The organism is Synechocystis sp. LKSZ1 (assembly GCF_040436315.1).
GTDB lineage: Bacteria > Cyanobacteriota > Cyanobacteriia > Cyanobacteriales > Microcystaceae > Synechocystis.
Genome location: NZ_AP031572.1, coordinates 3,476,752 through 3,500,131, shown reverse-complemented (window position 1 = coordinate 3,500,131; position 23,380 = coordinate 3,476,752). Strand labels below are relative to the sequence as shown.

17 protein-coding genes are annotated in these 23,380 nt (G+C 52.4%); 10 read left to right on the top strand and 7 right to left on the bottom strand.

Annotated elements, in window-relative coordinates; genetic code table 11:
- Positions 1–127 precede the first annotated feature (127 nt).
- From rsmH to cobA, 3 genes are read left to right on the top strand one after another with little or no spacing between them, the layout of a single operon-like run.
- Complete coding sequence (gene rsmH / locus ABXS88_RS15885) at positions 128–1,042, top strand: 16S rRNA (cytosine(1402)-N(4))-methyltransferase RsmH (RefSeq protein ID WP_353673019.1); 915 nt, start codon at positions 128–130, stop codon at positions 1,040–1,042.
- A gap of 59 nt (positions 1,043–1,101) precedes the next feature.
- The gene (locus ABXS88_RS15880) at positions 1,102–5,991 is read left to right on the top strand and encodes a hypothetical protein (RefSeq protein WP_353673018.1); all 4,890 of its coding nucleotides are present in this window, start codon (positions 1,102–1,104) and stop codon (positions 5,989–5,991) included.
- A 49-nt stretch (positions 5,992–6,040) separates the two neighbouring features.
- On the top strand, positions 6,041–7,690 hold the full coding sequence (gene cobA, locus ABXS88_RS15875; RefSeq protein WP_353673017.1) for a uroporphyrinogen-III C-methyltransferase: 1,650 nt from the start codon (positions 6,041–6,043) through the stop codon (positions 7,688–7,690).
- Here the strand turns inward: cobA and dprA are convergent.
- A complete protein-coding gene (dprA, locus tag ABXS88_RS15870) occupies positions 7,578–8,699 on the bottom strand; it encodes a DNA-processing protein DprA (RefSeq protein ID WP_353673016.1) in 1,122 nt (373 codons plus the stop codon). The genes cobA and dprA overlap by 113 nt on opposite strands.
- Positions 8,700–8,790: 91 nt before the next feature.
- Here dprA and tatC point away from each other — a divergent pair, with 91 nt between their 5' ends.
- The 4 genes from tatC to ABXS88_RS15850 all read left to right on the top strand — a co-directional run bounded on the left by tatC (position 8,791) and on the right by ABXS88_RS15850 (position 11,570).
- Positions 8,791–9,555 carry a twin-arginine translocase subunit TatC gene (gene tatC, locus ABXS88_RS15865; protein WP_353673015.1) on the top strand — a complete coding sequence of 255 codons (765 nt, stop codon included), beginning with the start codon at positions 8,791–8,793 and terminating at the stop codon, positions 9,553–9,555.
- A 65-nt stretch (positions 9,556–9,620) separates the two neighbouring features.
- Positions 9,621–10,256 carry an LON peptidase substrate-binding domain-containing protein gene (locus tag ABXS88_RS15860; protein WP_353673014.1) on the top strand — a complete coding sequence of 212 codons (636 nt, stop codon included), beginning with the start codon at positions 9,621–9,623 and terminating at the stop codon, positions 10,254–10,256.
- A gap of 64 nt (positions 10,257–10,320) precedes the next feature.
- Entirely contained in the window at positions 10,321–10,797 is a 477-nt protein-coding gene (locus ABXS88_RS15855) for a hypothetical protein (protein ID WP_353673013.1), read from the top strand.
- A complete protein-coding gene (locus tag ABXS88_RS15850) occupies positions 10,797–11,570 on the top strand; it encodes an alpha/beta hydrolase (RefSeq protein WP_353674834.1) in 774 nt (257 codons plus the stop codon). Before ABXS88_RS15855 ends, ABXS88_RS15850 begins: the two co-directional genes overlap by 1 nt.
- Here ABXS88_RS15850 and cobN read toward each other — a convergent pair.
- Positions 11,567–15,331: a cobaltochelatase subunit CobN gene (gene cobN, locus ABXS88_RS15845; RefSeq protein ID WP_353673012.1), complete on the bottom strand. Its 3,765-nt coding sequence runs from the start codon at positions 15,329–15,331 to the stop codon at positions 11,567–11,569. The genes ABXS88_RS15850 and cobN overlap by 4 nt on opposite strands.
- Positions 15,332–15,344: 13 nt before the next feature.
- Positions 15,345–16,169: a DUF2993 domain-containing protein gene (locus ABXS88_RS15840; RefSeq protein WP_353673011.1), complete on the bottom strand. Its 825-nt coding sequence runs from the start codon at positions 16,167–16,169 to the stop codon at positions 15,345–15,347.
- Between the two features lie 306 nt (positions 16,170–16,475).
- Here ABXS88_RS15840 and glgB point away from each other — a divergent pair, with 306 nt between their 5' ends.
- Both glgB and ABXS88_RS15830 read left to right on the top strand, forming a co-directional pair.
- Complete coding sequence (gene glgB / locus ABXS88_RS15835; RefSeq protein ID WP_353673010.1) at positions 16,476–18,776, top strand: 1,4-alpha-glucan branching enzyme; 2,301 nt, start codon at positions 16,476–16,478, stop codon at positions 18,774–18,776.
- A gap of 15 nt (positions 18,777–18,791) precedes the next feature.
- Entirely contained in the window at positions 18,792–18,950 is a 159-nt protein-coding gene (locus ABXS88_RS15830) for a hypothetical protein (protein WP_353673009.1), read from the top strand.
- A 16-nt stretch (positions 18,951–18,966) separates the two neighbouring features.
- Here ABXS88_RS15830 and ABXS88_RS15825 read toward each other — a convergent pair whose 3' ends face one another.
- Both ABXS88_RS15825 and ABXS88_RS15820 read right to left on the bottom strand, forming a co-directional pair.
- Positions 18,967–19,497: a GNAT family N-acetyltransferase gene (locus ABXS88_RS15825; RefSeq protein ID WP_353673008.1), complete on the bottom strand. Its 531-nt coding sequence runs from the start codon at positions 19,495–19,497 to the stop codon at positions 18,967–18,969.
- Positions 19,497–19,784: a DUF1778 domain-containing protein gene (locus ABXS88_RS15820; protein WP_353673007.1), complete on the bottom strand. Its 288-nt coding sequence runs from the start codon at positions 19,782–19,784 to the stop codon at positions 19,497–19,499. Before ABXS88_RS15820 ends, ABXS88_RS15825 begins: the two co-directional genes overlap by 1 nt.
- A 53-nt stretch (positions 19,785–19,837) precedes the next feature.
- Between ABXS88_RS15820 and ABXS88_RS15815 the strand changes: the two genes are divergently transcribed.
- Positions 19,838–19,999 carry a hypothetical protein gene (locus tag ABXS88_RS15815; protein ID WP_353673006.1) on the top strand — a complete coding sequence of 54 codons (162 nt, stop codon included), beginning with the start codon at positions 19,838–19,840 and terminating at the stop codon, positions 19,997–19,999.
- A 325-nt stretch (positions 20,000–20,324) separates the two neighbouring features.
- Here ABXS88_RS15815 and ABXS88_RS15810 read toward each other — a convergent pair whose 3' ends face one another.
- Together ABXS88_RS15810 and ABXS88_RS15805 are read right to left on the bottom strand one after the other, a co-directional pair.
- Positions 20,325–21,344, bottom strand: a complete 1,020-nt coding sequence (locus ABXS88_RS15810) for an IS4 family transposase (RefSeq protein ID WP_353674761.1) — start codon at positions 21,342–21,344, stop codon at positions 20,325–20,327.
- Between the two features lie 77 nt (positions 21,345–21,421).
- Positions 21,422–23,086: a hypothetical protein gene (locus ABXS88_RS15805; RefSeq protein ID WP_353673005.1), complete on the bottom strand. Its 1,665-nt coding sequence runs from the start codon at positions 23,084–23,086 to the stop codon at positions 21,422–21,424.
- Between the last annotated feature and the right edge of the window lie 294 nt (positions 23,087–23,380).

Sequence of the window (23,380 nt, the reverse complement as noted above, 5' to 3'; positions counted from 1 at the left end):
TGATATCGAAATCCCGATAAGGTTCTCTCCCCTGTTTGAAGCACTTTCCGCGCCATAAGTTCCTGGAGGGGACTCTCTCTGGGTCATCTCTTGTCGGCTTACCCCTGCTCCTCCGGTGCTATTTTCTATGGATGCTTCCGTCTCTGACCCTGCTCACTCCGCTGACTTTGTTCATTTGTCGGTCTTAAGTGAGGCTATTCAGCAAGGTCTAGCTCTCCGACCCAGTGGTTATTACCTCGATGCAACGGCCGGCGGGGGGGGGCATAGCTATCAACTCCTCTGCACTGACCCGACGATTCATTTGACCCTTATTGACCGGGATGCTCAGGCAATCACCGCGGCTCAGCGGCGCTTGTCTGCTTTTCCGGCTAATCACCTTAGTTTTTGGCAGGGGAATTTTGCAGATTTTCCAGGTCAAGATCAATTTTTTGACGGTATTATTGCTGATCTGGGGGTAAGCTCACCCCAACTCGACCAGGCGGAGCGGGGCTTTAGTTTTCGGCAAATGGCTCCCTTAGATATGCGGATGGATCAGAGCCAGACCTTGACAGCGGCGGAGATCATTAACCATTGGTCGGAAGCCGATCTCGTCCGTATTTTCTTCGAGTACGGTGAAGAACGCCTATCGCGGCGCATTGCCCGTCAGATCGCCCAACAGCGGCCCTTCACAACCACCACCGAACTGGCCGAAACCATTGCCCGTTCTGTTCCGGGTCAGTACCGCTACGGCCGCATTCATCCGGCGACACGGGTTTTTCAGGCTCTGCGGATTGTAGTCAACGATGAATTAGGCTCCTTGGAACGTTTTCTGGCCCTGGCCCCCCAATGGCTAAAGCCGGCTGGCCGCCTTGGTATTATCAGCTTTCATAGCCTTGAAGACCGGCTGGTAAAACACCGCTTTCGGGAATCTCCCCTGCTCAAGGTACTGACCAAAAAGCCCGTGATGTCCGATGAAGCGGAACAGGCCCGCAATCCTCGTTCTCGCTCTGCTAAACTGCGTTGGGCCGAAAGAATTATCCTAGATGGAGCAACTTGCCGCTAGGCTAGAAGTGATTTGGTCTATCCCATGCTGGATGATTGTTTTTCGATGGGAGCAATGGCATGACCCCCCTCCTCACCTTTTTGTTACGTTGGCCCCAGCCCCAGCAAGAATGGGCAACCCTGCAAACTCGTCTCCAGGAATCACCGGCCCTAGACCATGCCTATTTTGTGCGGACTCCCCGCCCTCGGGCTATTCTGACGGAATTTCAGGGGATGTTGACTCAAGAGGCTCAGATGCTTGATCTGAGTCAGGGAACGGAAACCGATGGCGGGTTGGCGCTGACCCTGGAGGCTCCCCCTCGGGTGTTGTTACTCGTCGGCCTAGAAGACTGTGCTCAACCCCAGGAAGCCTTGGCGCGAATAGCCCAAGCCAAAGAAAAAACCTATCCTGAGCAGGCGTTTCACTGGGTGATCGGTCTAACCCCTGGCATTGAAGCGGAATTTCGGGGCCTACTCTCTTTTTTGGGGGGAACCAGTTCCTGGGTGGATAGTTGCCTCGGGGGAGAGAGTCTAGACCAGGCCCTGGCGGCAGCCATTGCTGATTATTGGCGGCCCCACTGCCATTGGGATGACGAGCTCGCTGATAGGATTTATCAACTCCAGGGGACAATGGTACCGCTGGCGGAACTCACCCCGGCCCAGCAGGCCCATTTCAGTTTGCTCCAGGGCCTGTACTATGAAAAAATACAGCAGTGGGGAGGATTAGATCCCAGTCTGCCCAGTGCGGTTTACTATTACCACCAAAGCCTGGTCTGTTTTCAGCAACTGGAAGACCGGGCTGAAGTCACCTGGGTGAGCCTCCGCTTGGCCTACGTCTACCTGCTCCAGGCCTGGTCGGAAAAAGACCGGGGACATTTTCTCTGGCAAGCGACCCAAGAGGCGGTTTCTATCGCCATGGCGGCTCTCCAAGAGCGAGATTGGCGGGATTGTCGCAACGATACCTTAATCCTACTGGCAACAATTCTACGGGGTCTGGAAAGTTGGCAATATCTCCAACAGTGTGCAGAACATTTTTTAGTCTTTTTTTATCAACTCTCTCCCCTGATCACAGGGGCCGAACCGAAGCACGGGGACTGTCCCTGGTCTCGTTCCCAACTGGCCCTGCAAACGGCGATGGCCTATGGCCTGTTAACGGAAGCCTTAATTGAACAGTGGCGCTTTACGGAAGCGAAGGAATCTCTCCAGCGGGCCTGGGAAAGTTTACCCCCGGAACCTAGCATTACCCCAGTTTGGCAGAGTTGGCTCCATTATCTGGCGGGGCGCTGTCTTCTGGGAGAAGAGCAACTGGAAGCGGCCCAGGAAAGTCTGGAATTGGCTAAGCAATTGGCTTGTCTAGAAGATAATCCCCATTTCTTTTCAGGCATTTTAATCGAACTGCGGGAATGCTACTACCAAGCTCAGCAGTGGCAACAGGTTCTTGCCATTGACCAGGAATACCAGGCCCTGGAATACCAGATTGGCAAGCGGGCCTTTATCGGTAGCTATCCACTAGGGCCAGAGCCGTTGGCCCGGATGAAACGTCATCCCCTCGGTGTTCCCCTCGCCGACTCCCAACCGGAGCTCCCTCCCCCCCTCCCCCTATTCCCGGCCCTATCCCTGGCGGATTGGCTGGCAACGGATACGCCCTTGCTTCTACTGTCTGGGGAAGTCGGGATGGGTAAAAGCTCTTGGCTGACCTGCCATTTGTTCCCAGAACTCCAGGAACACTACTCCCACCAATGCCCCTTGCTCTTGCCAATAGATCCTGAGTGGGAGAGCAAGCTTTTAGAACACTTTCAGGTCGAAACCTTGAACCAAAGTCTAGCCTCTCTGGAGTCTACGGTTCTCCTGCTGGATGGCGACCCAGAGGCCTGCCCCCCATCATTGGTTTCTTTTCTTTGCCGGGGGTTGGCCCAAAAAAGTCTAAAGATTCTCATTGCCCTACCCCCGCTGGCCCTGACAACGGTGATTGACCGTCTGGGCACCGGGATTCCCCTCCCGGCCTTTCAACATCTTCGTTTTCCACCGATTCCCAAGTCCTACTTTCAAGCCTATCTCCAGCAAGTTAAAGCGGATCTGGGCTGGGATGCTGACCTCCAGGCCCAAGTCCTTGAGGATTTGAGTGATAGCCATCAGTGCATTGTGCCCCTCGATTGGCAACGCCTCGGCAGTGAGCTGGAAGAACGGCAGATCACGAGTCTGGAAGCTTACCAGGCCCTGGGGAGAGACAAACTGTATTGGTATCGTATTGAGCGTCTACTGACTCCCCTGCCCATGGCCCTCCAAACCCTGGCCAAGGAAATATTACAGCGCTTAGCAGAATCTTCGCCGTTACCGAGCCTGCGAACGGCTACGGAACTCCTGGCTCCAGAGTCTTCCCAGGGCCACCTGATGCTCCAGTGCCTTGAACAATTACGGTTAGTGGTGGCTGTTCCCCTGGGAGATACCACCTATTACCGGCTCAGTACCCCATTGCTGACCCAGGTACTGGCCCAACTCCCCTCCCCTGAGCCCCCCGAATCCCTCACCAGTCCCGCGACTCCGGAACCGGACTGGCCCTTGTATTTTCCTGAGGGCTCCGAGGCCATTGATGGCATTCAACGCCTACGTCGTCAGTTGACCCACACTGAGCAGGCCTATCAGAAACTCTTAGTGGGCCTACGCCTCGAACGTCAGTCCCAGATTATCCTCCGACAAGCGGAATTTCAGCCCATTGAGGCCCTGTTAGCCGCCTTAAGTCTGGGCCAAGAACTGCGTTCCCTCCTCCCTGCGGAGCCGGGGGTGAGTCACTACCCCAGTCTCGGGCCGCTACTGGCATTGCAACAAATTTTGGGACAAATCCATGAGCGGAATCGTTTAGAACATCCGGTGGCCGTATCTTCCCTCTGTTTGCATCCCGAGGGCCATACCCTCGCCACGGGAAGCACCGAAGGCGTTGTGCGGATCTGGGCCACAACGGGGGAACTGTACCATGTCCTGCGGGGCCATCAGGGGGATATTACTAGCCTCCACTGGAGTCCCCAGGGGGATTATCTCCTCAGTGGCTCTAGCGACCACACGGCTCGTCTGTGGAACCGGCAGGGCCAACTCCAGACCACCTTGCAAGGGCATCAAAAAGCCGTGCGCAGCGTCCGGTTTAGCCCGGTTGCTGCGCTACTGCTCACCAGTAGCCGGGATGGCACCGTGCGGCTGTGGAATTTTGCAGGAGAAGAACAGGCCCAATGTCAGGGCCACCAACACTGGGTGAGAAACGCAGAATTTAGCGCCGATGGCCAACAGATTCTCTCCGCCTCTCGGGATGGTACGGCACGGCTCTGGGATTTGCAGGGCCAGGAATTACAAGTCTTTAGGGGCCATCAAAATTGGGTACGCAATGCCCAGTTTAGTCCGGATGGCCAGCGGATTCTCACCGCTTCGACGGATACCACCGCCCGGATTTGGGATTTGTCTGGCCATTGTCTGGCCATTCTGAAGGGCCACTACAATTGGGTGCGCAATGCCCAGTGGAGTCCCGACGGGGAACTGGTGCTAACGGCCTCTAGTGATGGTACAGCTCGCCTGTGGAACCAAGAAGGTAAGACAGTGGCAATTCTCTCGGCCCAACAGCAAGCGGTCTATGATGCCAGTTTTAGCCCCGATGGCCAATCGATTGTCACCCTCGCCAACGACGGCACTGTTCGGCTCTGGCAACGTTCCGGTCAACTACTAGCTGTGATGCGGGGCCACCAAAAAGAAGTCTATGAAGCCCAATTCAGCCAGGATAGTCGTCGTCTTTTCACTATTTCCGCCGATCATTCCGCCCGCGTTTGGGATCTGTCGGAAAAAAGCGCTACGGTTCTCAAGGGCCACAGCAATTGGGTTCGCAATGCTCACTTCAATAGCCAAGGGGATCGAATTTTAACGGTATCCCGTGACCATACTGCCCGTCTCTGGAGTGATCAAGGTCGCTGTTTAGCAACCCTTGAAAGTCACCATGACTGGATTCGAGAGGGCCAATTTAGTCCCGATGGCCATTTTATTGCCACCGCCTCCGCTGATAAAAATACTCAACTGTGGAACTCTGCCGGCAAGCGATTAGCGACCCTCCGCGGCCATCAGGATGCGGTTTTAAGTGTCCGCTTCAGCCCAGATAGCCAGTTTGTGCTGACGGCGTCCAAGGACGGCACCGCCCGCCTTTGGAACACGACAGGCCAGTGTTTGACGGTATTACGACAACAGGGGCAAGCATTATTTAGCGCGGAATTTAGCCCCGATGGCCAGTTTATTACGACCGCTTCTGCCGATAAAAGCGCCACGCTGTGGGACATTGTTGGCAAAGAATTAGCCGTCTGTCGGGGACACCGAGGGGCCGTTCATACCATTCAATTTGATCCCCAGGGCCATTACTTGCTCACGGCTTCCGCCGACCATACTGCTCGATTATGGGACTTGGCGGGCCAGGAAATCGCCGTGCTGACGGGCCATCAAAATATTGTTTACCAAGCGCAATTTAGCCCCGATGGCCAAAACATTGTCACCGCTTCCGCTGACCGCACCGCCCGGATTTGGAATCGCCAGGGCCAGGAGTTGGTGGCTCTCTATGGCCATCAAGCCTTTGTCAATACGGCCCAATTTAGCCCGGATGGACAGATCATTGTGACGGCCTCTACGGATGGCACGGCTCGTCTGTGGGATCTCCTAGGACGAGAATTGGCTATCTTTCGCGGCCACAGTGGTTGGGTGAGGAGTGCGGAATTTAGTCCCGATGGTCGTTGGGTCGTCACCGCTTCCACCGATGGCACGGCACGCCTCTGGCCTGTTGATAACCTAGACCAACTCCTAGACCGGGGTTGTCAGTGGCTAGAGGATTACCTCAACCACAATCCCTCGGTTCCGGAAAAGGATAAACAACTCTGTGTCGTTAAATTGACCATTAATATGGAAATTCCCAAGACGTTGCAGGAAAATCCGTCGTTATCCACAGGTGCTTGATGCCAGGCCATCGCATCCGTCAGAATGAGGAACCCCCTCGAGGTTGTTTATGGATCAGCAAACTATCCCGTCCGGTTGTGTCTATCTTGTCGGTGCAGGAATTGGCCCCCTAGATTATTTGACCCTACAGGCCCTCCACTGCCTAGAGCAGGCCGAGGTACTCGTCTACGATGACCTGGTGGAACCGAGTTTGCTCCAATACCTACCGCCCGATTGTGAACAGATCTGGGTGGGAAAACGAGGCGGCCGACCCAGTACGCCCCAGGCCCGCATCAACCAACTTCTAATTCATCACTGTCAGCAAGGTAAGCGGGTGGTACGCCTCAAAAGTGGTGACCCCCTGGTATTTGGCCGGGCCAATGCGGAAATTCAGGCCCTTAGCGAGGCCGATTGTCCTTTTCAGGTGATTCCGGGCCTCTCCTCGGCCCTAGCGGTTCCGGGCCTAGCGGGGATTCCCCTCACCGAGAAGAACCTCAGTCGTAGTTTTGCGGTTCTGACGGGCCATGACCCTGCAAGCTTGGATTGGTCGGCCCTGGCCGGGATCGATACCCTCGTGATCCTGATGGGCGGCCAGACCCTTGCCCCCCTTGTGACCCATCTACTTCAGTCGGGGCGTTCTCCCGAAGACCCAATGGTGATCATTCGCCACGGTGGTCGTCCCAGCCAGCAAACCTGGTGGGGAACCTTAGCGGATATGGTGGAAAAGACCCGTGGCCAGTCTCTATCCCCCGCTGTCATTGTCCTTGGCCCAGTGGTCAACCAGCGTTTCATGCCCCCCCAACGCCCTTTATCAAATAAAACTATTGTCGTCACGCGCTCTGCGGAACAATCAAGCCAATTTAGCCAGCTTTTACAAGCCCAAGGGGCTCAGGTTTTAGAATTGCCGGCCCTCGTGATCCAACCCCCTTCCAGTTGGCAGGGCCTAGACCAAGCCTTGGCTCATTTGACGACCTTTGACTGGTTGATTCTGACCTCTGCCAATGGGGTCAACTTCTTTTTCCAACGCCTGGAAGATCATGGTCAAGATAGCCGCGCTCTCCAGGGCCTGAAAATTGCCGTCGTGGGCCAAAAAACGGCCCAGGCCCTAAAAGCCTACGGCCTCCGCCCGGACTTTATTCCCCCCCAATTTATTGCCGATGACCTGGTGAGCCATTTTCCTGAACCGATTGCCGACCAGCGGTTTCTTTTCCCGCGAGTGGAAAGTGGCGGCCGCGAAGTGCTTGTCCAGGCCCTCACGCAGCAAGGGGGAACGGTGGTAGAGGTGCCGGCCTATCAATCTGCTTGCCCAGAAAGCCTGGCCCCGACCATTCTAGAAGCCCTCCAGCAGGGCCAAGTCGATGTCGTGACCTTTGCCAGCGCCAAAACGGTGCAAAATTTCCATACGCTTTTACTCCAGGCCCTGGATGGGGACAACCAACGCCTCGCCGATTACCTGGCCCCCGTCTGCCTGGCCTCCATTGGCCCGCAAACCTCCCAGCGTTGTCGAGAGCTATTGGGGCGGGTTGACCTAGAAGCCCAGGAATATACCCTAGAGGGATTGACCCAGACCCTGGTGACCTGGGCCAAAGGGGAAAATTGGTCAACTCCTAGCGGCGTTGGTAGCGCATCCCCGGCAATTGAGTCACCAAGCCTAGAAGTTCCAACTGCAAGAGCCCCCCGGAAACGTCGCCAGCACTCTGGCCGGCCTGGGCCACAATGACATCAAAGAGGGCCGGTTGCTGCGGAACCGCCTGCAAGAGTTGGGCCAGGGCTGGTTCTAAATCGGGAGGAGACATCTCCGAGGTGGGTAATAGGGTCAACTGCTGGGGTTGATCCAGAGCCGGAATGGCCCCCAAGCTGGCCAGTAATTCCTGCTCCGAGAAAATCACTTCAGCGCCGTTGTGGATCAGCTTCAGACAACCCCTCGCTTCCTCAACTTCCGGGGAATTGGGCAGGGTATAGACATCGCGATTAAAGTCGCTGGCGTAGCGGGCCGTAATCAGAGAACCCGATTTTTCCGGGGCCTCTAGCACCAACACCGCGCGACTTAAGCCGGCAATAATTCGGTTCCGGGCCGGAAAGTTACCCCGGTCCGGTTTCGTCCCCACGGGATATTCCGTTACCACCAGGCCCTCAGCCACGATCTGCTCAAACAGTTGACGATGCTGGGGTGGATAGACCAGATCCAAGCCCGTCCCCAACACGGCAATGGTGCGGCCCTGGGCCGCGAGACAACTCTGATGAGCAATGCCATCAATGCCCGCCGCCAGGCCAGAAATAATCGTAAAGCCATGCTGGGCTAAGGTGCGACTCAGATTGTGCGTCCAGCGTTGGCCATGCTCCGTAGGGTAACGGGTGCCGACAATGCCAATGCCCGGAACTTGGCCCTGATTTTCTAAGGTGTTCACCTGGCCCTGGTAGTAGAGCAGAGGCGGTGGGCTGGGGATTTCCCAGAGTAGTTGGGGATACTCAGGATCGGCCGGTGTCCAAAAACGGGGATTTTTTTGTGTATGGGCCGCCAGGGCCGACTCTGGATCGATGGCTCCCCGTTGCTCAACAATACCCTGGATTAACTTGGCCCCTAGGCCCTGGACTTCTCCTAGGGCTCGAGGTGTTGCCTTCCACGCATTTTCTAGGGTTTCAAAATGTTGATAAATGCGCTTGAGCAAGACCGGGCCAACGCCGTTTAATTGCGACCAAGCAAACCAGTAGGCACGTTCTTGACTCACCCCAACTCCTTTCCCATCCCCTCGGGATAGGCTGTCTTCGAGTTTATGTTATCGTGGGGTCTAGATTTTGAGACCGAAAGATTGAGCCAGAATGCCGCCCACCGAGCTAGATTCCACCGCCACCCCCGATTCCCAAGCTTTTCTCGATGAACTTCCCGATGAAGTGGAAATGTCCTTCTTCGATCATCTAGAGGAATTACGCCGACGGATTTTTTATTCCCTCGGGGTCATTGTAGTGGGGGTTGTCCTTTGCTTTGTAGAAGTGAAGCCCTTAGTCCAGTGGCTGGAGGTGCCGGCTCAAGGGGTCAAGTTTCTCCAGTTGGCCCCAGGGGAGTTTTTCTTTACTTCCCTCAAGGTGGCAGGATACAGCGGTATTCTCGTAGCGAGTCCCTTCATTCTCTACCAAATTATCCAGTTCGTTTTACCGGGACTAACCCGTCGGGAGCGGCGATTGCTGGCCCCCGTCGTCCTCGGTTCCAGTGTCCTTTTCTTTGCGGGTCTATTGTTTGCCTACTATGCCCTGATTCCAGCGGCCCTGCGCTTTTTCATTAGCTATGGAGCCGATGTGGTGGAACAACTCTGGTCGATCGAGCGCTATTTTGAGTTTGTCCTACTGCTGATGTTCTGCACCGGCCTGGCCTTTCAGATTCCCGTCATTCAAATCATTTTGGGCTATCTCGGTATTACTAATTCCCAGATGATGCTCCGAAATTGGCGCTACATCGTGCTGGGGGCCGTGATTTTGGGCGCGGTCTTAACCCCCTCGACGGATCCTTTAACTCAATCGCTGCTGGCTGGGGCCGTGCTGATCCTCTACTTTGGCGGGATTTGGGTCGTCAAACTAACGGGACGTTAGGCGGGCCCCCATCGGCTCCAGAACTTCGCTATAGTTTAAAAAAACGCTTAATATAACGATACACAATGGCTTCTTCCCTTGCGATTCGGGAACTCCCCCTCTTTCCCCTGCCTGAAGTGGTGCTTTTTCCAGGGCGGCCCCTCCCTCTCCATATTTTCGAGTTTCGTTATCGCATGATGATGAATACCATTTTGGAAGATGACCGTCGTTTTGGCGTATTGATGATCGACCCGAGTTCCGGTCAGATTGCCAATGTGGGTTGTTGTGCGGAGGTGGTACGTTGTCAACGTTTGCCGGATGACCGCATGAAGATCCTAACCCTTGGCCAACAACGCTTTCGCGTCCTAGAATACGTCCGGGAAAAGCCCTATCGAGTCGGCCTGGTGGAATGGATTGATGATACCTATACCGGCCAAGATCTCCACCTGCTGGCAAAAGAAGTTGACCGCCTTTTACAAGATGTGGTACGTCTCTCGGCTAAGCTAACCGACCAACCCCTAGAACTGCCCGATGATTTGCCTGTTTTACCCGTCGAACTCTCCTACTGGGTAGCTGGTAATCTCTACGGTGTGGCCAGTGAACAGCAGAGCCTGCTAGAACTGCAAGATACGGCCCAGCGTCTGCAACGGGAAGCGGAAATCCTACTCTCGACCCGCAATCATCTAGCCGCCCGAGTGGCCCTGAAGGATGCCCTGAAATAGCCGAATACCAGTCCTCCAATTGCGCTAAAACCGCTTTAGCATAGGCCTAGGCCCTGTTGGCGTATTGGTTAGACAGCGCCCCCTTTTGATGGTACTTTTCCTGCTTCTACTGGTTTTTAGCTCCCCGGCCTTAGCCCAACAAGTCCCACCGCCCGTGGAACAGTCGCGGGTTTACTACTGCTATCAGGGTAAAACCTTTAGTGCCCGCTTTCAGGCCAATGCGGTGGAACTATTCATCCGGGGGCAGCCCCCGCAACGTCTTCGATTACAACCCGAGGCGATGGAGACAGCCTACCGCAACGAACAATGGACGTTGGTTCTGAACGGCAACACGGCCTATCTAGCCCTGGGCCAAAAACGTCTCTACGACCAATGCCAAGACCAGCGACCCGTGGTTAACTTGGATTTGCGCTACGATTGCCCAGCCCAGGTGGCCCCCTTCCCCGACAAGGAAAACCTGAGCCTAGTCCAGGCCGAAAAACTACGGCTGAAGCGCGACGGGGCCTTGTTTATTTACCATTGTTATCCCCGCTCCCGTTGATGAAACTCCTGCAACCCTTTCCCGACCGGCCCCATTTCCCCTTCCTTCTCTACCTGCCGGGTTTGGACGGTACAGGCCAACTGTTTTATCGCCAGGCCGCTTCTCTGAGTACCTGCTTTAATCTCCGCTATTTGTCCTTACCCCCTCACCCGCTCACGGATTGGCCGCTTCTGAGTCAACAGGTGTTAGACCTCTGGTACGAGGAACAGTCAGGAGCGCCCCTGGTACTCTGTGGGGAATCCTTTGGCGGCTGTCTCGCTTTGTCCCTGGCCAGTCAAGCCGTTTCTCAGGTGGAACAGTTGATTTTGGTGAATCCTGCCTCCTCCTTTCGGTTGGCCCCTTGGTTGAGCTGGGGGATTCCTTTAGCCCCATGGTTGCCCGATCTACTTTATAGCCTGGGGACTTGGGCCTTTCTGCCCTGGCTGGCCCAATTAGAGCGGCTCACTGCCTACGACCAACAAAGACTGCGTCAGGCCATGGCCACGCTTTCTCCTGCAATGGTGAGTCAACGGCTGGCCCTGTTGCAAACCTTTGCCCTGTCAGCATTTCAGCTCAGCCAAATTACCCAGCCCACCCTGATCCTGGCCAGTGAGGGCGACCGCTTGCTTCCGTCTGTCCAGGAGGCCGCCTTTTTACAAAAACACCTCCCCCAGGCCGTGATCCATCCGCTACCCGACAGTGGCCATGCCTGTCTGCTGGAAACCAGCCTAGACTTGGGGGCTATTTTGCGACGCTACGATCTGTTGCCGAAGGTATTGTCCGGCGTCGGCTAGGCCGGAAAGGGTTGGTTTTCGAGAACCCCTTCGGCCTGGTGGGCCAGGGCCCTTAGTTGGTCTAGGGTTTGCGGCTCAACATCCCACCAGAGACCCCGCTGATGGGCTTCTAATAATCGTTCCGCCATATCCCGCAGGGCCCAGGGGTTTTTGGCCTGGACAAAGGCCTGAACTTCCGGGTCAAAGAGATAGGCCTCGGCGACTCCTTGATACATATAATCCGCAACGGTCTGGGTGGTAGCGGAGTAGGCAAAGAGATAGTCCACCGTCGCCGCCATTTCAAATGCTCCTTTGTAACCGTGGCGCATCACCCCGGCAATCCATTTGGGGTTAATTACCCGAGAACGATAGACCTTGGCAATCTCTTCCTCCAGACGCTTGATTTTAGGCCGACTGGGAATGGCATGGTCGCCAAAATAAACTGCCGGATTCTGACCTGTCAGGGCCCGCACCGCCACCGTTAGGCCGCCTTGGAATTGGTAGTAATCATCGGAATCCAACAGGTCATGTTCCCGATTGTCCTGGTTATGGAGAACAATTTCCAACTGTTTAAGCCGTTGGGCAAAGACCTCCGGTTGACTATGGCCAAGGCCCTGACCATCGTAGGCGTAACAACTCCAGTTCAAATAGGCTCGCGCTAAATCCTGGTCATCCTGCCAGTTCTGGGCTTCGATCAGGCCCTGCAAGCCGGCCCCGTAGGCCCCCGGTTTGGAACCAAAGATGCGGTAGGTAGCACGTTCTAAGGCTTGGTCTGATTCTAGGCCCTGGGTTTGCCACAGGGCCTGTTCCTGGCGGGCTTGGTAGGCTAAGGGATTATCTTCTGGGGCCTCCTCCAACTGGGCCACAGCCGTTATGGCCTGATGGAGCAGTTGAATTAAATTGGGAAAACTATCCCGGAAAAAGCCAGAAATCCGCACCGTCACATCAACACGGGGCCGTCCCAGGGCCGCCACGGGTAAAATTTCAAAATCCACCAACCGGCGAGAAGGGCCATCCCAGCGGGGTTGTACCCCTAACAGGGCCAGTACTTGGGCCACGTCGTCGCCCCCGGTGCGGAGGGTGGAGGTGCCCCAAATGGAGAGGGCCAAGGTTTTGGGATAGTCCCCATGATCCTGGCAGTAGCGTTCAATTAAGGCCTCGGCGGCCCGTCGCCCGACATCCCAAGCGGTTTCCGTGGGAATGGCCCGGATATCGACGCCATAGAAATTACGGCCAGTGGGTAAGACTTCCGGCCGGCCTCGGGTCGGAGCGCCAGAAGCCCCGCTGACAATGTATTCTCCTGCCAGGCCCCGCAGAAGATTGGTAATTTCCTGGGGGGTTTGTTGCAGAAGCGGTAGGAGCGTCTGGGTCAACCAGGCTAAACTGATGGTCGTTTGAGGGCCAAGCAAGGAAAGTTGTTCCCCTGTTGTCAGTAACTGCTGGGCCTGGGTTTCCAGGACTGCGACCACGTCTCCACCATGACGACAGGCCTGGAGCGCTTGTAGAAGGTCTTTCTCCCCTTTGTCCTGCAAAAGCTGTTGAGCGTTGGCGGGGAAGGTAAAGGGTTGGCCCCAATCATCTAATACGGGGTCAAAGTCCAACTGATAATCTACCGCTAGGGCCTGGGTCAGACCGAGACGATGGCCCCCCGGCATCCGGCCGATACTGAGCATTAAATCCCGCAGCGCTTTGCCCTGGGGACATTGGCCCAAGATATGCAGGCCATCTCGAATTTGCGCTTCCTTCAGTTCACACAAATAATTATCGGCCCCGCTTAACAGGTCGGTTAACTCTGAACTAGTCGCCAGGCCTAAGTCCCGGTCGAGGTGAGTCTCTTGTAAAAGGGCCTGGATGCGGTCACGCAGGGTAACTAAACGACTGGGATCCAGGGCCTGGGCCTCGTAATATTCATCAATCAGGGCCTCGAGCTTGAGTAGATCGCCGTAGAGTTCGGCTCGTGTCAGGGGCGGCGTGAGGTGGTCGATAATTACGGCCTGGGCGCGGCGTTTGGCCTGGGTGCCTTCACCAGGGTCATTGACAATAAAGGGATAAAAATGGGGAAGCGGCCCGAGGGCCAGCTCAGGATAGCAGGTATCGGCAAGGGCGACACTCTTACCGGGCAACCATTCTAAATTGCCGTGTTTGCCGACATGCACTAGGGCCTGGGCCTGAAATTGAGTTCTGAGCCAATGGTAAAAGCCCAGGTAGGCTAGGGTTGGCTCCAGATCCGGGGCGTGGTAATTCAAACTGGGGTCTAGGTCGTAACCCCGCGAGGGCTGAATACCGACAAAAATATTACCCAACTGAATCCCAGCAATGGGTATCTCGTCCGGTAACTTGTTCCAGGCCTCCCGTTCGGCCCAGCGGGCCTGGAGTTGGTCTTGCACCGCCGTTGGTAGACTTTGAAAATAGGCCCAGAGATCGCTTCGGGCCAAAGATTGGTTTACCTGTTTGCTGTGGTAAGGATCGGGGTCGTTGGTGACACTACGGGTGAGCCGGGCCATCAAGTCATCAACATTGCCCGGTAGATCCGTGACCCCATAGCCGGCTTGCTGTAAGGCTCGCAAAATTTCGAGGCAACTGGCAGGGGTATCGAGACCCACACCATTAGCCAGACGACCATCCCGGTTGGGGTAATTGGCCAAGATCAGGGCAATTTTACGCTGAGCAACCGGCGTTTGCTGACAGTGGATCGTATGCCAGGCAAAATCTGCCAGCCATTCCACCCGACTAGCCTCGGCCTCGTAGCGGACGATATTCGTTTCTAACCTTTCTTGCCAGGTTTGGGCCGATTTAAAGGAAATTGCGCGGGTAATAATGCGGCCATCTACCTCCGGCAAAGCAACATTCATGGCTAGATCCCTGGGACTGAGGCCCCGCAGGCCCCCTTGCCATTGTTCCTGGGTACTGCCGCTGAAAACAACCTGAAAAACTGGCACATTCAGGGCCTGCCAGAGGGGAATACAATCCGGCTCTCCCGCCTCCCGTTGGAGTTGGGCCAGGGAAAAACTGGTGGTATTGAGGATCAGGCCCAAGGGTTCCAGGGCCAAGATTTCTAGAATAGCTTCTTGGACATCGGCTTCCCGCAGAGAGGAAACGTATAGGGCCAGGGGCTGTAAATTGCGAGCCTGGAGGGCCTGGCAAAGGGCATCAATGGGTTGGGTATTGCCCGCCAAATAGTGGGAGCGATAAAACAGAATCGCTACTGTCGCCAGGGAATAACTTAAATCTCCCGCCTGGGACGGGTGATATTGGCCCACTTTGGGAATAGGTTGCGGCGGTAAGCAAGGATAGTTCGTTCCTAGGTATTGATTCGTTAACCATTGCAGGCCCTGCTCCCAATTGGTTGGCCCGCCTTCCTGAAGGTACTGCCAAAACTGATGGACGTCCCTCAGGGGAACTGTGGATTGACTAAACAGGGCCGGATCGGGCCGGTCATCCCCCGGCAAAACCAGGAGGGCAATTTGTTGCTCTTCGGCCAAGGCCCTGACCACCTCTAGGCCGTAGGGCCAATAACTCTGGCCCCCCAATAGGCGTAGAATAATCACCTTTGCCTGACGGAGCACCCGTTCAGCATAGTCGTCAATACTCAAGGGTTGTTGCAAATTCAGCAGGTTGGCCGCCCGCAGGGCCGGAAAGGTTGCTGGCAGGGCCGCCGCCACACTTTGAATATCCGTATCCGCCGCCGTCAGCAATACCAGGGCCCCAGGCGTTTGCTCTAGGATAATCACCCCTTCGAGATCCGGGGACCATCCTCCGGGGGTTGCGGCTAATCGGTGCATGAATTCTCCTAATTTAGTTTTTAGCGTCTGGTTGGAGGTCTGAGCCGAGGGGATTGAGCCGCAGAAAGGCTGCTAGGGATAGCTGGCCCGGCTCGGTTTGCAACGTCAACAGTCGAGCAATAACGCCCTGTTTTTCTAGAGACTTTAGGCTGAGACGCTCACTAAAACTGCCGACCACACTACTGACAATGCGGTTGGAAATTTTACGGCCATTGAGACTGGCGCTGGGCTCGATCAGTTTCAGGGTATGGCCTTGTTCAACTTGGAAGCCTGTATTAACCGCAATGGCCAAGGATTCCGGCGGCTGACCAGCTTCACCGGCCTGGAGGAGTTCGACTTGGACGCTGAGGGTATTGTTTTGGCCAAACTGGAGCGTGGCGGTCTTTAATTCTAGGGGCGGGGCCTCGGCGGGTAATACTTTTTTCAGCCAGGCCTGGAGTTGGGTTTTAAATTTGGGGTCGGCCAGGGCCTGGTTAATATCCTTTTCGGTCATTACGACTTGGATGGCCCCTTGGAGAGGTTTGCCCAGGCTGGCCCGGAAATCCCGTAGGTTGCGGGTATTGAGTTGGTCGAGCTTCAGGGCAATGGGATCCGTTTCCAGGTCGAAGCGCTCAATTCGCAGGGAGGGAATCGGTTCTAGACCCCGGCTGGCCAGACGGACTCGCTGGACTTGGCCCTTGATTAACTGCCAACTGGGGGTGTTATCAACTCGAACGGCTAAGTCCTCTACCCCACTCACCCTACTGCGAATATTGTCCGCCACGGTTTGATCGACTACCAAGCCCAGGGGGGTCAGGGCCGTGAGCAGGCTCGATAGGGCAATAAGTAACCATTCCATAACCAATCAAAATAAACGTGTTTAGAACAATTGGGCTTTTCGGACTGGCCTATTAAACCTCAGAATCGCTGACTAGAAGATCGACTTGGCCCTTAAATAGTTTCCCCTGACCCATTAGAAGTCGAGAAACGAGGCTAATACAGTCTAAACTTTCATCATGCCCACAGTAATCCTCTAGGTCGAGTTGGGAAGTTCAGCACGCGGGGTAGAAAAACGGAAAAACTGTGTAAAGTAGATATAACTTTTGGCCCGGTTGCGCCCTGGCATCCTTTCATCAAATTTTTCTTTAGAAATTCTCTTAGCCGAATGACTAGCACTATAACCCCAGACCAAGTTAATCAAATTGTCTATAATCTCCACCACGACCCCTTTGAAATTTTAGGGGGCCATCCGATTGCAATCAACGGAACGATTAAACAGTGGATTATTCGGGCCTATCTTCCCACTGCACAATCGGCCACGGTGCTACTGCCAACGGAACGCCAAGAATATCCGATGCAGTCCGTTCACCATCCCCATTTTTTTGAATGTACCCTCGATGGGGCCACCCTTCCCAACTACCAATTCCGACTCCAGGAAGGGGAACACCAGCGCGTCATCCATGACCCCTATGCCTTTCGGTCGCCCAAGCTCACGGACTTTGACCTCCATGTCTTTGGGGAAGGCAATCACCACCGCATCTACGAAAAACTCGGCGCTCACCTGATGGAAGTCGATGGTATCCAGGGCGTCTATTTTGCCGTTTGGGCCCCCAATGCTCGCAATGTCTCCATTCTGGGAGATTTTAATAACTGGGATGGCCGTCTCCACCAGATGCGTAAGAACAACAATATGGTTTGGGAACTCTTCATTCCCGACCTAGGGGTAGGCACCTGCTACAAATACGAAGTCAAGAATTGGGAGGGCCATATCTACGAAAAATCTGACCCCTACGGCTTTTATCAAGAAGTCCGGCCCAAAACTGCCTCCATCGTGGTTGATCTAGATCAGTACGAATGGCATGACCAAGACTGGCTCGAACAGCGCCGCAATAGCGACCCCCTCAGCAAACCGATCTCGGTCTATGAACTGCACCTCGGTTCCTGGTTACACACCTCAGCGGCGGAGAAACCCCAGCAATTACACGGGGAAGGGGAATCGGTGGCGGTCTCGGAATGGAATACGGGAGCCCGCTTTTTGACCTACTACGAACTGGCGGATAAACTGATCCCCTACGTCAAGGAACTGGGCTACACCCACATTGAGCTATTGCCCATTGCCGAGCATCCCTTTGATGGTTCCTGGGGCTATCAAGTGACGGGCTACTACGCGCCCACCTCTCGGTTCGGAACCCCGGAAGACTTTATGTATTTTGTGGATCAATGTCACCGTCATGGGCTGGGGGTGATTATTGACTGGGTACCGGGCCATTTTCCCAAGGATGGTCATGGCCTGGCCTTTTTTGATGGCACCCACCTCTACGAACACGCAGACCCCCGCAAGGGAGAACATAAGGAATGGGGGACGCTAATTTTCAACTATGGTCGTAATGAGGTACGGAACTTCCTGGTGGCCAATGCTCTGTTCTGGTTTGATAAGTACCACATTGATGGGATGCGGGTGGATGCCGTGGCCTCGATGCTCTACCTGGACTATTGCCGCAAGGAGGGAGAATGGGTAGCAAACCAGTACGGTGGTCGGGAAAACCTAGAGGCCGCCGACTTCCTCCGCCAGGTTAACAGCGTTCTATTTAGCTATTTCCCCGGTGTCCTGTCCATTGCCGAAGAATCTACCTCTTGGCCCATGGTCTCCTGGCCCACCTACGTCGGGGGCCTGGGCTTTAACTTGAAGTGGAATATGGGCTGGATGCACGACATGCTCGACTACTTCAGCATGGACCCCTGGTTCCGCCAGTTCCACCAGAACAATATTACGTTTAGTATGTGGTACCACCACAGCGAAAACTACATGCTGGCCCTCTCCCACGATGAAGTGGTTCACGGCAAGAGCAATATGTTAGGCAAAATGCCCGGGGACGAGTGGCAAAAGTTTGCCAATGTGCGGGCCCTGTTTACCTATATGTTTGCCCATCCTGGCAAGAAAACCATGTTTATGAGCATGGAGTTTGGCCAGTGGAGTGAGTGGAACGTCTGGAGCGACTTGGAATGGCCCTTGTTACAGTACGAACCCCACCAAAACCTAAAGCGTTTCTTTACTGACCTCAATCATCTCTATCGCCAAGAGCCAGCCCTCTACAGCCGCGACTTCCAAGAAGAAGGCTTCCAATGGATTGATTGCAGTGATAATCGCCACAGTGTCGTTTCCTTTATTCGTCGGGGTAGTGATTCCCGCGAGCTTATCGTGGCTATCTGCAATTTCACCCCCCAGCCCCATAGTCACTATCGCGTTGGGGTTCCCGAGGCCGGTTTTTATACCGAACTGTTTAATAGTGATGCTCGCCAGTACGGTGGCAGTAACCTGGGGAACCTCGGTGGCAAATGGACGGAGGAATGGTCTTTCCATGGTATGCCCTACTCCCTCGACCTCTGCCTGCCGCCCCTAGCGGTCTTGCTCTTGAAATTAGACCGCAGTAATACCTTGGCCTCAACTGAAGTCCAAGCGGATTAATACCCATTTTCCCCATTGGGTGCGTTAGCTCTTGGCCCCTCTCCTTGGGCCAGAGCCGGGTTGTCTTGGTGGACATTTCGGCCCCTGCTCCGTCCCTGGGTAGATTGGCTCTACGGTCTTTGGGCCGATAGAAGACTGGCCCTGACCGACCGTGAGGTCTGTTGTTCTCAATAAAGCCCTGGTAATAGTTTTAGTCCATTGCTTCTTTGGCACTACCGACCATTAGTTCTTCAATAGACTTCATCGGCAAATACAGCTTCATCGGCTCTTGATTAAATTGTTTAAAACCGTACTTTATATAGAAACTCAAGGCTCTCTCATCCAAAGCTTCTGCAATTACAGCTAAAGATGCCACTTGCATAGCCGCATCTAAAGACTTTTTAAGGGCATCTATCAATAATAGTTCACCGAACCGCTTACCTTTCTGAGCATTATCAACAGCAAGACGACCTAATAATGTTGCTGGCAATACTGGGTAACGTGGTAATTGCTTAGCAAAATTTTCCTCCAAAGCTGCAATATTAACAGTATAGGAAGATAGGGTATAGTAAGCCAAAACATTGACCTCAGGATCGTCAATTAAAACAAACACAGTGGAAACTCGTTTTTTGAGATCTTGAGATGCTTGCTTACGGATGTAAGTATCTAAACTCTCTTTTCCACAGCAAAAGCTGGAACGGATATGACTTCGGCTATCAAGAGGGATGATTTTGAAAACCATTAAACCGACATTGTTTGCTTGTATCGTAAAGCAGCCAGTTTTAATGCATCATTCGGCTTAGGAGGATTAAGGATCGCATCAACAAAAGCTTCGCTGTCTTCAAAACTAAGTTTTAGCGTTTGATGACGCTCAATAACTTTGTAGGCGGCGGCTTGAACACTGGCAACCACAAAATCTGTAAGGGTTCGCCCTTCTAGGTCAGCAGCCTTTTGCACTAGAGCCTTAGTTTCTTGGCTGATACGAGCTTCTAATCGCGCTGGCGTTGGTGGATGAGGGGGAGTCGTCATGGCGTTAGACCCATACAATGAGATAAACCTATGAATCAAGCATATCCGGCATATTGCCGTATGTCAACATTGAATCTATCCTGTTGGCCCTGCGCCAGTCCGGCCGTGAGGACTGTGCAACGGGTCAGTATCGGCGGGATAAATGCTTGCTTCCCCAGGCTATCATCGGTGATGGGGAGAATGTTTCATCGGGGGTTATGGATAAGTCGTTATAGCGTTATCGTGCTGGTAGTCAATTGTTAGCCACTACTGCGCAAACTAAATAAGCTCAATGGCATCAATTGGAGGTTTGGCCTTGTTTATAATGTTGCACTTCTATTTGACATCTACTTCAGGCTTTTTTAGCTTTCCTATGAGCGATTGAGCAAGCATGCAGTAGCGGAGTTAAAGATCTGTAGAGAGTCAATTACTCCGTCCATTACAAAATCTAGTGCTAATCCATATCCATCATTTATATGAGCAATGTCAAAACCCAGAAATATTGAATGGTTTATTTGAACCACCAAGGAATAGACACAACGATTCTGTAAAAGCCCAGATTCAACAATTTACCACTAACTCTCTTAGCCAGTGTACATAACTTATTTTTTCACACATAAATGCCTGTAAATACCGTAGCTTATCTAATAAAGATTCCCCAAACTCTTTCGGAATTCTTACCAATCTCAACATTAAATATCCAATCAGGCAACTATAAATCTGAATCTCTATTCCGTTTGTATTTTTAGTGATTAGCCTGTCCAACTTTAAGTGCATTTTTAAGAACTTCCATAATAGTTCTATTTGCCAACGCAATCGATAAAACTCAGCTATCTCTTCATTACTTATTCCTCCCTCTCCCTCTTCTGGTAAATTTGTTGCCAACCTAAACTCTGTTCTTTCTTCTCTATCACTAAATACTACTACTCTTCCTTCTAGCTTTTCCTTCCCACTTCCTATTTCATACTTTCCATTTTCCAGCATATTTAAGCTTATATTGTTCTTTGTTCTTAACACAAAGTAACGCTCTTTCTCTTCTTGCAGTTTTGCTATTCTTGCTAGACTACAAAATCCTCTATCCATTATCCCAACTCCATTCTCTGGCGTTGCTTCTATCGTTTCATTCCCATATTTACTATCATGCCCTTGACCAAAATTAATTACTATTCCTCCTGGGGCTCCTGTGTCTAAATTAATCCCACTAAATAGTTTTACCTGATGATGTCCTTGTCTCCATAATAATTTGCTCGTTAACGATATCACTGTTGAGTCCAGTGGAAACAAAACCAGTTCCCTTTTTTCTGGTTCTCGAGAGACTTCTACTTCTTTTTTTAGCTTTTTTAATATTTCTTTAAAAACCTTTGGGTTTCGCTTTTTACTTGCTTTTGAGAAGGTCGATATATCTACTGACTCTCCTCTCGCGTTTAATCTCTTGAATTGACTTCTCATGCTTGTTTGGCTTTGGTCTAGCACGAAACTTAGCCAAATTGAGACAAACTTAAAGGTGTCCAGTTCTGGATAATCCTTTTTGGGCAAGTGACCCAGATGCTTTTGCACAACTTGAGGAAAGTTTGATATAATCATATTCAGTTATTTTGATTTTGTGCCCCTAATTATACAAGTTTAGGGGCTTTACCTTTTTGATTTTCTTCTAACATTCAACACTTCTGGTCAAAACCCATATTTTGAAGAGTTTGAAGGCATTTGCTAAAGGACTCGTGCGCGTCGGCAATTCGTAAATCATTGTTCAGGAATAAAAATGCCATAGCGTCATTTCTGTCGGACCATCCTTCATGTTCAGAAGTCGAGCTGAAGGTATCGATCGGTTCCTCGTGCCTATTTAACTGTTGAATAATATTTGTCAGTGCTTGGAGCAACTTGATTGACCCTAGCTCTTTAATGGCAACACGCGGACAACCTGCTTTTTCAAGTAGTCTCTTCAGATATCCGTTGGGAAATTTCTGCCAGATTTCATGTAGGCTTTTGCACCTTGCAAGAAAGTCTTGCTGGGACATGTCCAAGGGGGCAACCTGAGCCAACTTGCATAGGTTTGGATACTGCGCCCAACTGTTCGACTGCAACTCCTCGCGCGAAAATCCAACCAGATCTGCTCCAGTCTTTGCCAACCCGAACAACGCACCAAGTCTCGACAGGTTATCCCCTAACCATAAAAGTTGGTCAAGAAGTCGCTGTGTTTTCGCAACTATATGTTCTGCATCCATGTCAAGATGTGCGATCTCCGCTGAACTTAGTGCGAATTTATGCGCATGGATAATCTCTCGATCTGGCTTTGGCTTGTACAACTCTCGCAGGGGAACTTGAATGAGATTCCGCCCCACCCTGACACAATCAGTAAAGTTCCATTGTCCTTTGTATGATGGGCTACAGTGCCAAACACCATAAAGCCGAAATGGTACCGTGTCATAAAAAGTGTTCTGTTCATAACGCTGAAGAAACTTGTCGTCCAAATAAACTGAGTTCATCCCAACCAGAGCATTGGCGTGACTATGAGTCATCGGCTCTGTACTTCCTGGCCACACAAGACCATCTGCACTTTGTTCAGGGCACAGCTTACAGGAAACTGATTCTACAGATGCCCATACCTGAAGTAATAAGCCACCGTTGTGCTGGCGAATATCGAGAAGATACCAAGCAGGCCCAGTACAAGGCTTCAGTTCAATGTGCGTGTTACCCTTCATAAGCTCACGAAGCTCAGCTTGATCAGGGAACAACTTCCTGTAATAGAACACCCTTATTGCTCTGGCCCCGCGTAACCAAAGATACTTTCGTAAATACTCATTGGACATTTTCCAGCTGACATTGCGCTTTAATTCCCCGTAGTACTCGCTGGAAACTTCACCTTCTACGACTCCAAATTCAGGAAGGCCAAGATCATCATAGATAAGGCGTTGGTGCTCATTCCCCACACATCGAGGCGTCAATCCTAACGTCATCCAAACTTTCTCAGCCAAATGAAAGGAATAAAAATAATTATTGCCCCAACTAGCAATAACATAATCTTGCCCTGAAATTGATGGGATGAATTTGGAAGCCCCCCCCTTCGTATCTATAGGAACGCAAAATTTGACTACGCCCTGTCCAGCTTCATCCAAAACTTCAATTGGCTCATCTCTATTGTCTACAACCACAGCAGTTTGTAAATATACATGCTCGACATTAGGTCCATGTGGATCTGACTCGAAAAAGCAGGCAACTTCGACCCTCTGCTGGGGATCGAAGCTGATAGATTCTAGAAGGTTACGCAGTTTTTCAGGAAGGATTGCTACAGGAATTGGAAAGGCTCCAATATAGTCGAATGACATAACTCTTATTTCTCAAAATAGAGATTTATAAAACATAATTATATTATCTAGTATCTAAGACAAAGGCTTATGCTATCAACCATCTCTTGTAACTTTGGCTACAATTCTGATATCAAAAAAATAGAACGCGGTGGAAACTTTTATATAGCTAGAGATTATACAGAAAGTTTTCAAATATCATGAAACATACGCATTTTTTTAAGAATTTTTCTACATATTACTCCAAATAGAGAGACGGCAAGAAGTTGGACTGAATATGTATACCCCAAAGCTTGTACACCGATTAGTGTATTT

What these genes read in the sequence shown, in the direction of transcription:
- rsmH (WP_353673019.1), top strand. Translation starts at nt 128, where the DNA reads ATGGATGCTTCCGTCTCTGACCCTGCTCACTCCGCTGACTTTGTTCAT.
- ABXS88_RS15880 (WP_353673018.1), top strand. Translation starts at nt 1,102, where the DNA reads ATGACCCCCCTCCTCACCTTTTTGTTACGTTGGCCCCAGCCCCAGCAA.
- cobA (WP_353673017.1), top strand. Translation starts at nt 6,041, where the DNA reads ATGGATCAGCAAACTATCCCGTCCGGTTGTGTCTATCTTGTCGGTGCA.
- tatC (WP_353673015.1), top strand. Translation starts at nt 8,791, where the DNA reads ATGCCGCCCACCGAGCTAGATTCCACCGCCACCCCCGATTCCCAAGCT.
- ABXS88_RS15860 (WP_353673014.1), top strand. Translation starts at nt 9,621, where the DNA reads ATGGCTTCTTCCCTTGCGATTCGGGAACTCCCCCTCTTTCCCCTGCCT.
- ABXS88_RS15850 (WP_353674834.1), top strand. Translation starts at nt 10,797, where the DNA reads ATGAAACTCCTGCAACCCTTTCCCGACCGGCCCCATTTCCCCTTCCTT.
- cobN (WP_353673012.1), bottom strand. Translation starts at nt 15,331, where the DNA reads ATGCACCGATTAGCCGCAACCCCCGGAGGATGGTCCCCGGATCTCGAA.
- ABXS88_RS15840 (WP_353673011.1), bottom strand. Translation starts at nt 16,169, where the DNA reads ATGGAATGGTTACTTATTGCCCTATCGAGCCTGCTCACGGCCCTGACC.
- glgB (WP_353673010.1), top strand. Translation starts at nt 16,476, where the DNA reads ATGACTAGCACTATAACCCCAGACCAAGTTAATCAAATTGTCTATAAT.
- ABXS88_RS15825 (WP_353673008.1), bottom strand. Translation starts at nt 19,497, where the DNA reads ATGGTTTTCAAAATCATCCCTCTTGATAGCCGAAGTCATATCCGTTCC.
- ABXS88_RS15820 (WP_353673007.1), bottom strand. Translation starts at nt 19,784, where the DNA reads ATGACGACTCCCCCTCATCCACCAACGCCAGCGCGATTAGAAGCTCGT.
- ABXS88_RS15805 (WP_353673005.1), bottom strand. Translation starts at nt 23,086, where the DNA reads ATGTCATTCGACTATATTGGAGCCTTTCCAATTCCTGTAGCAATCCTT.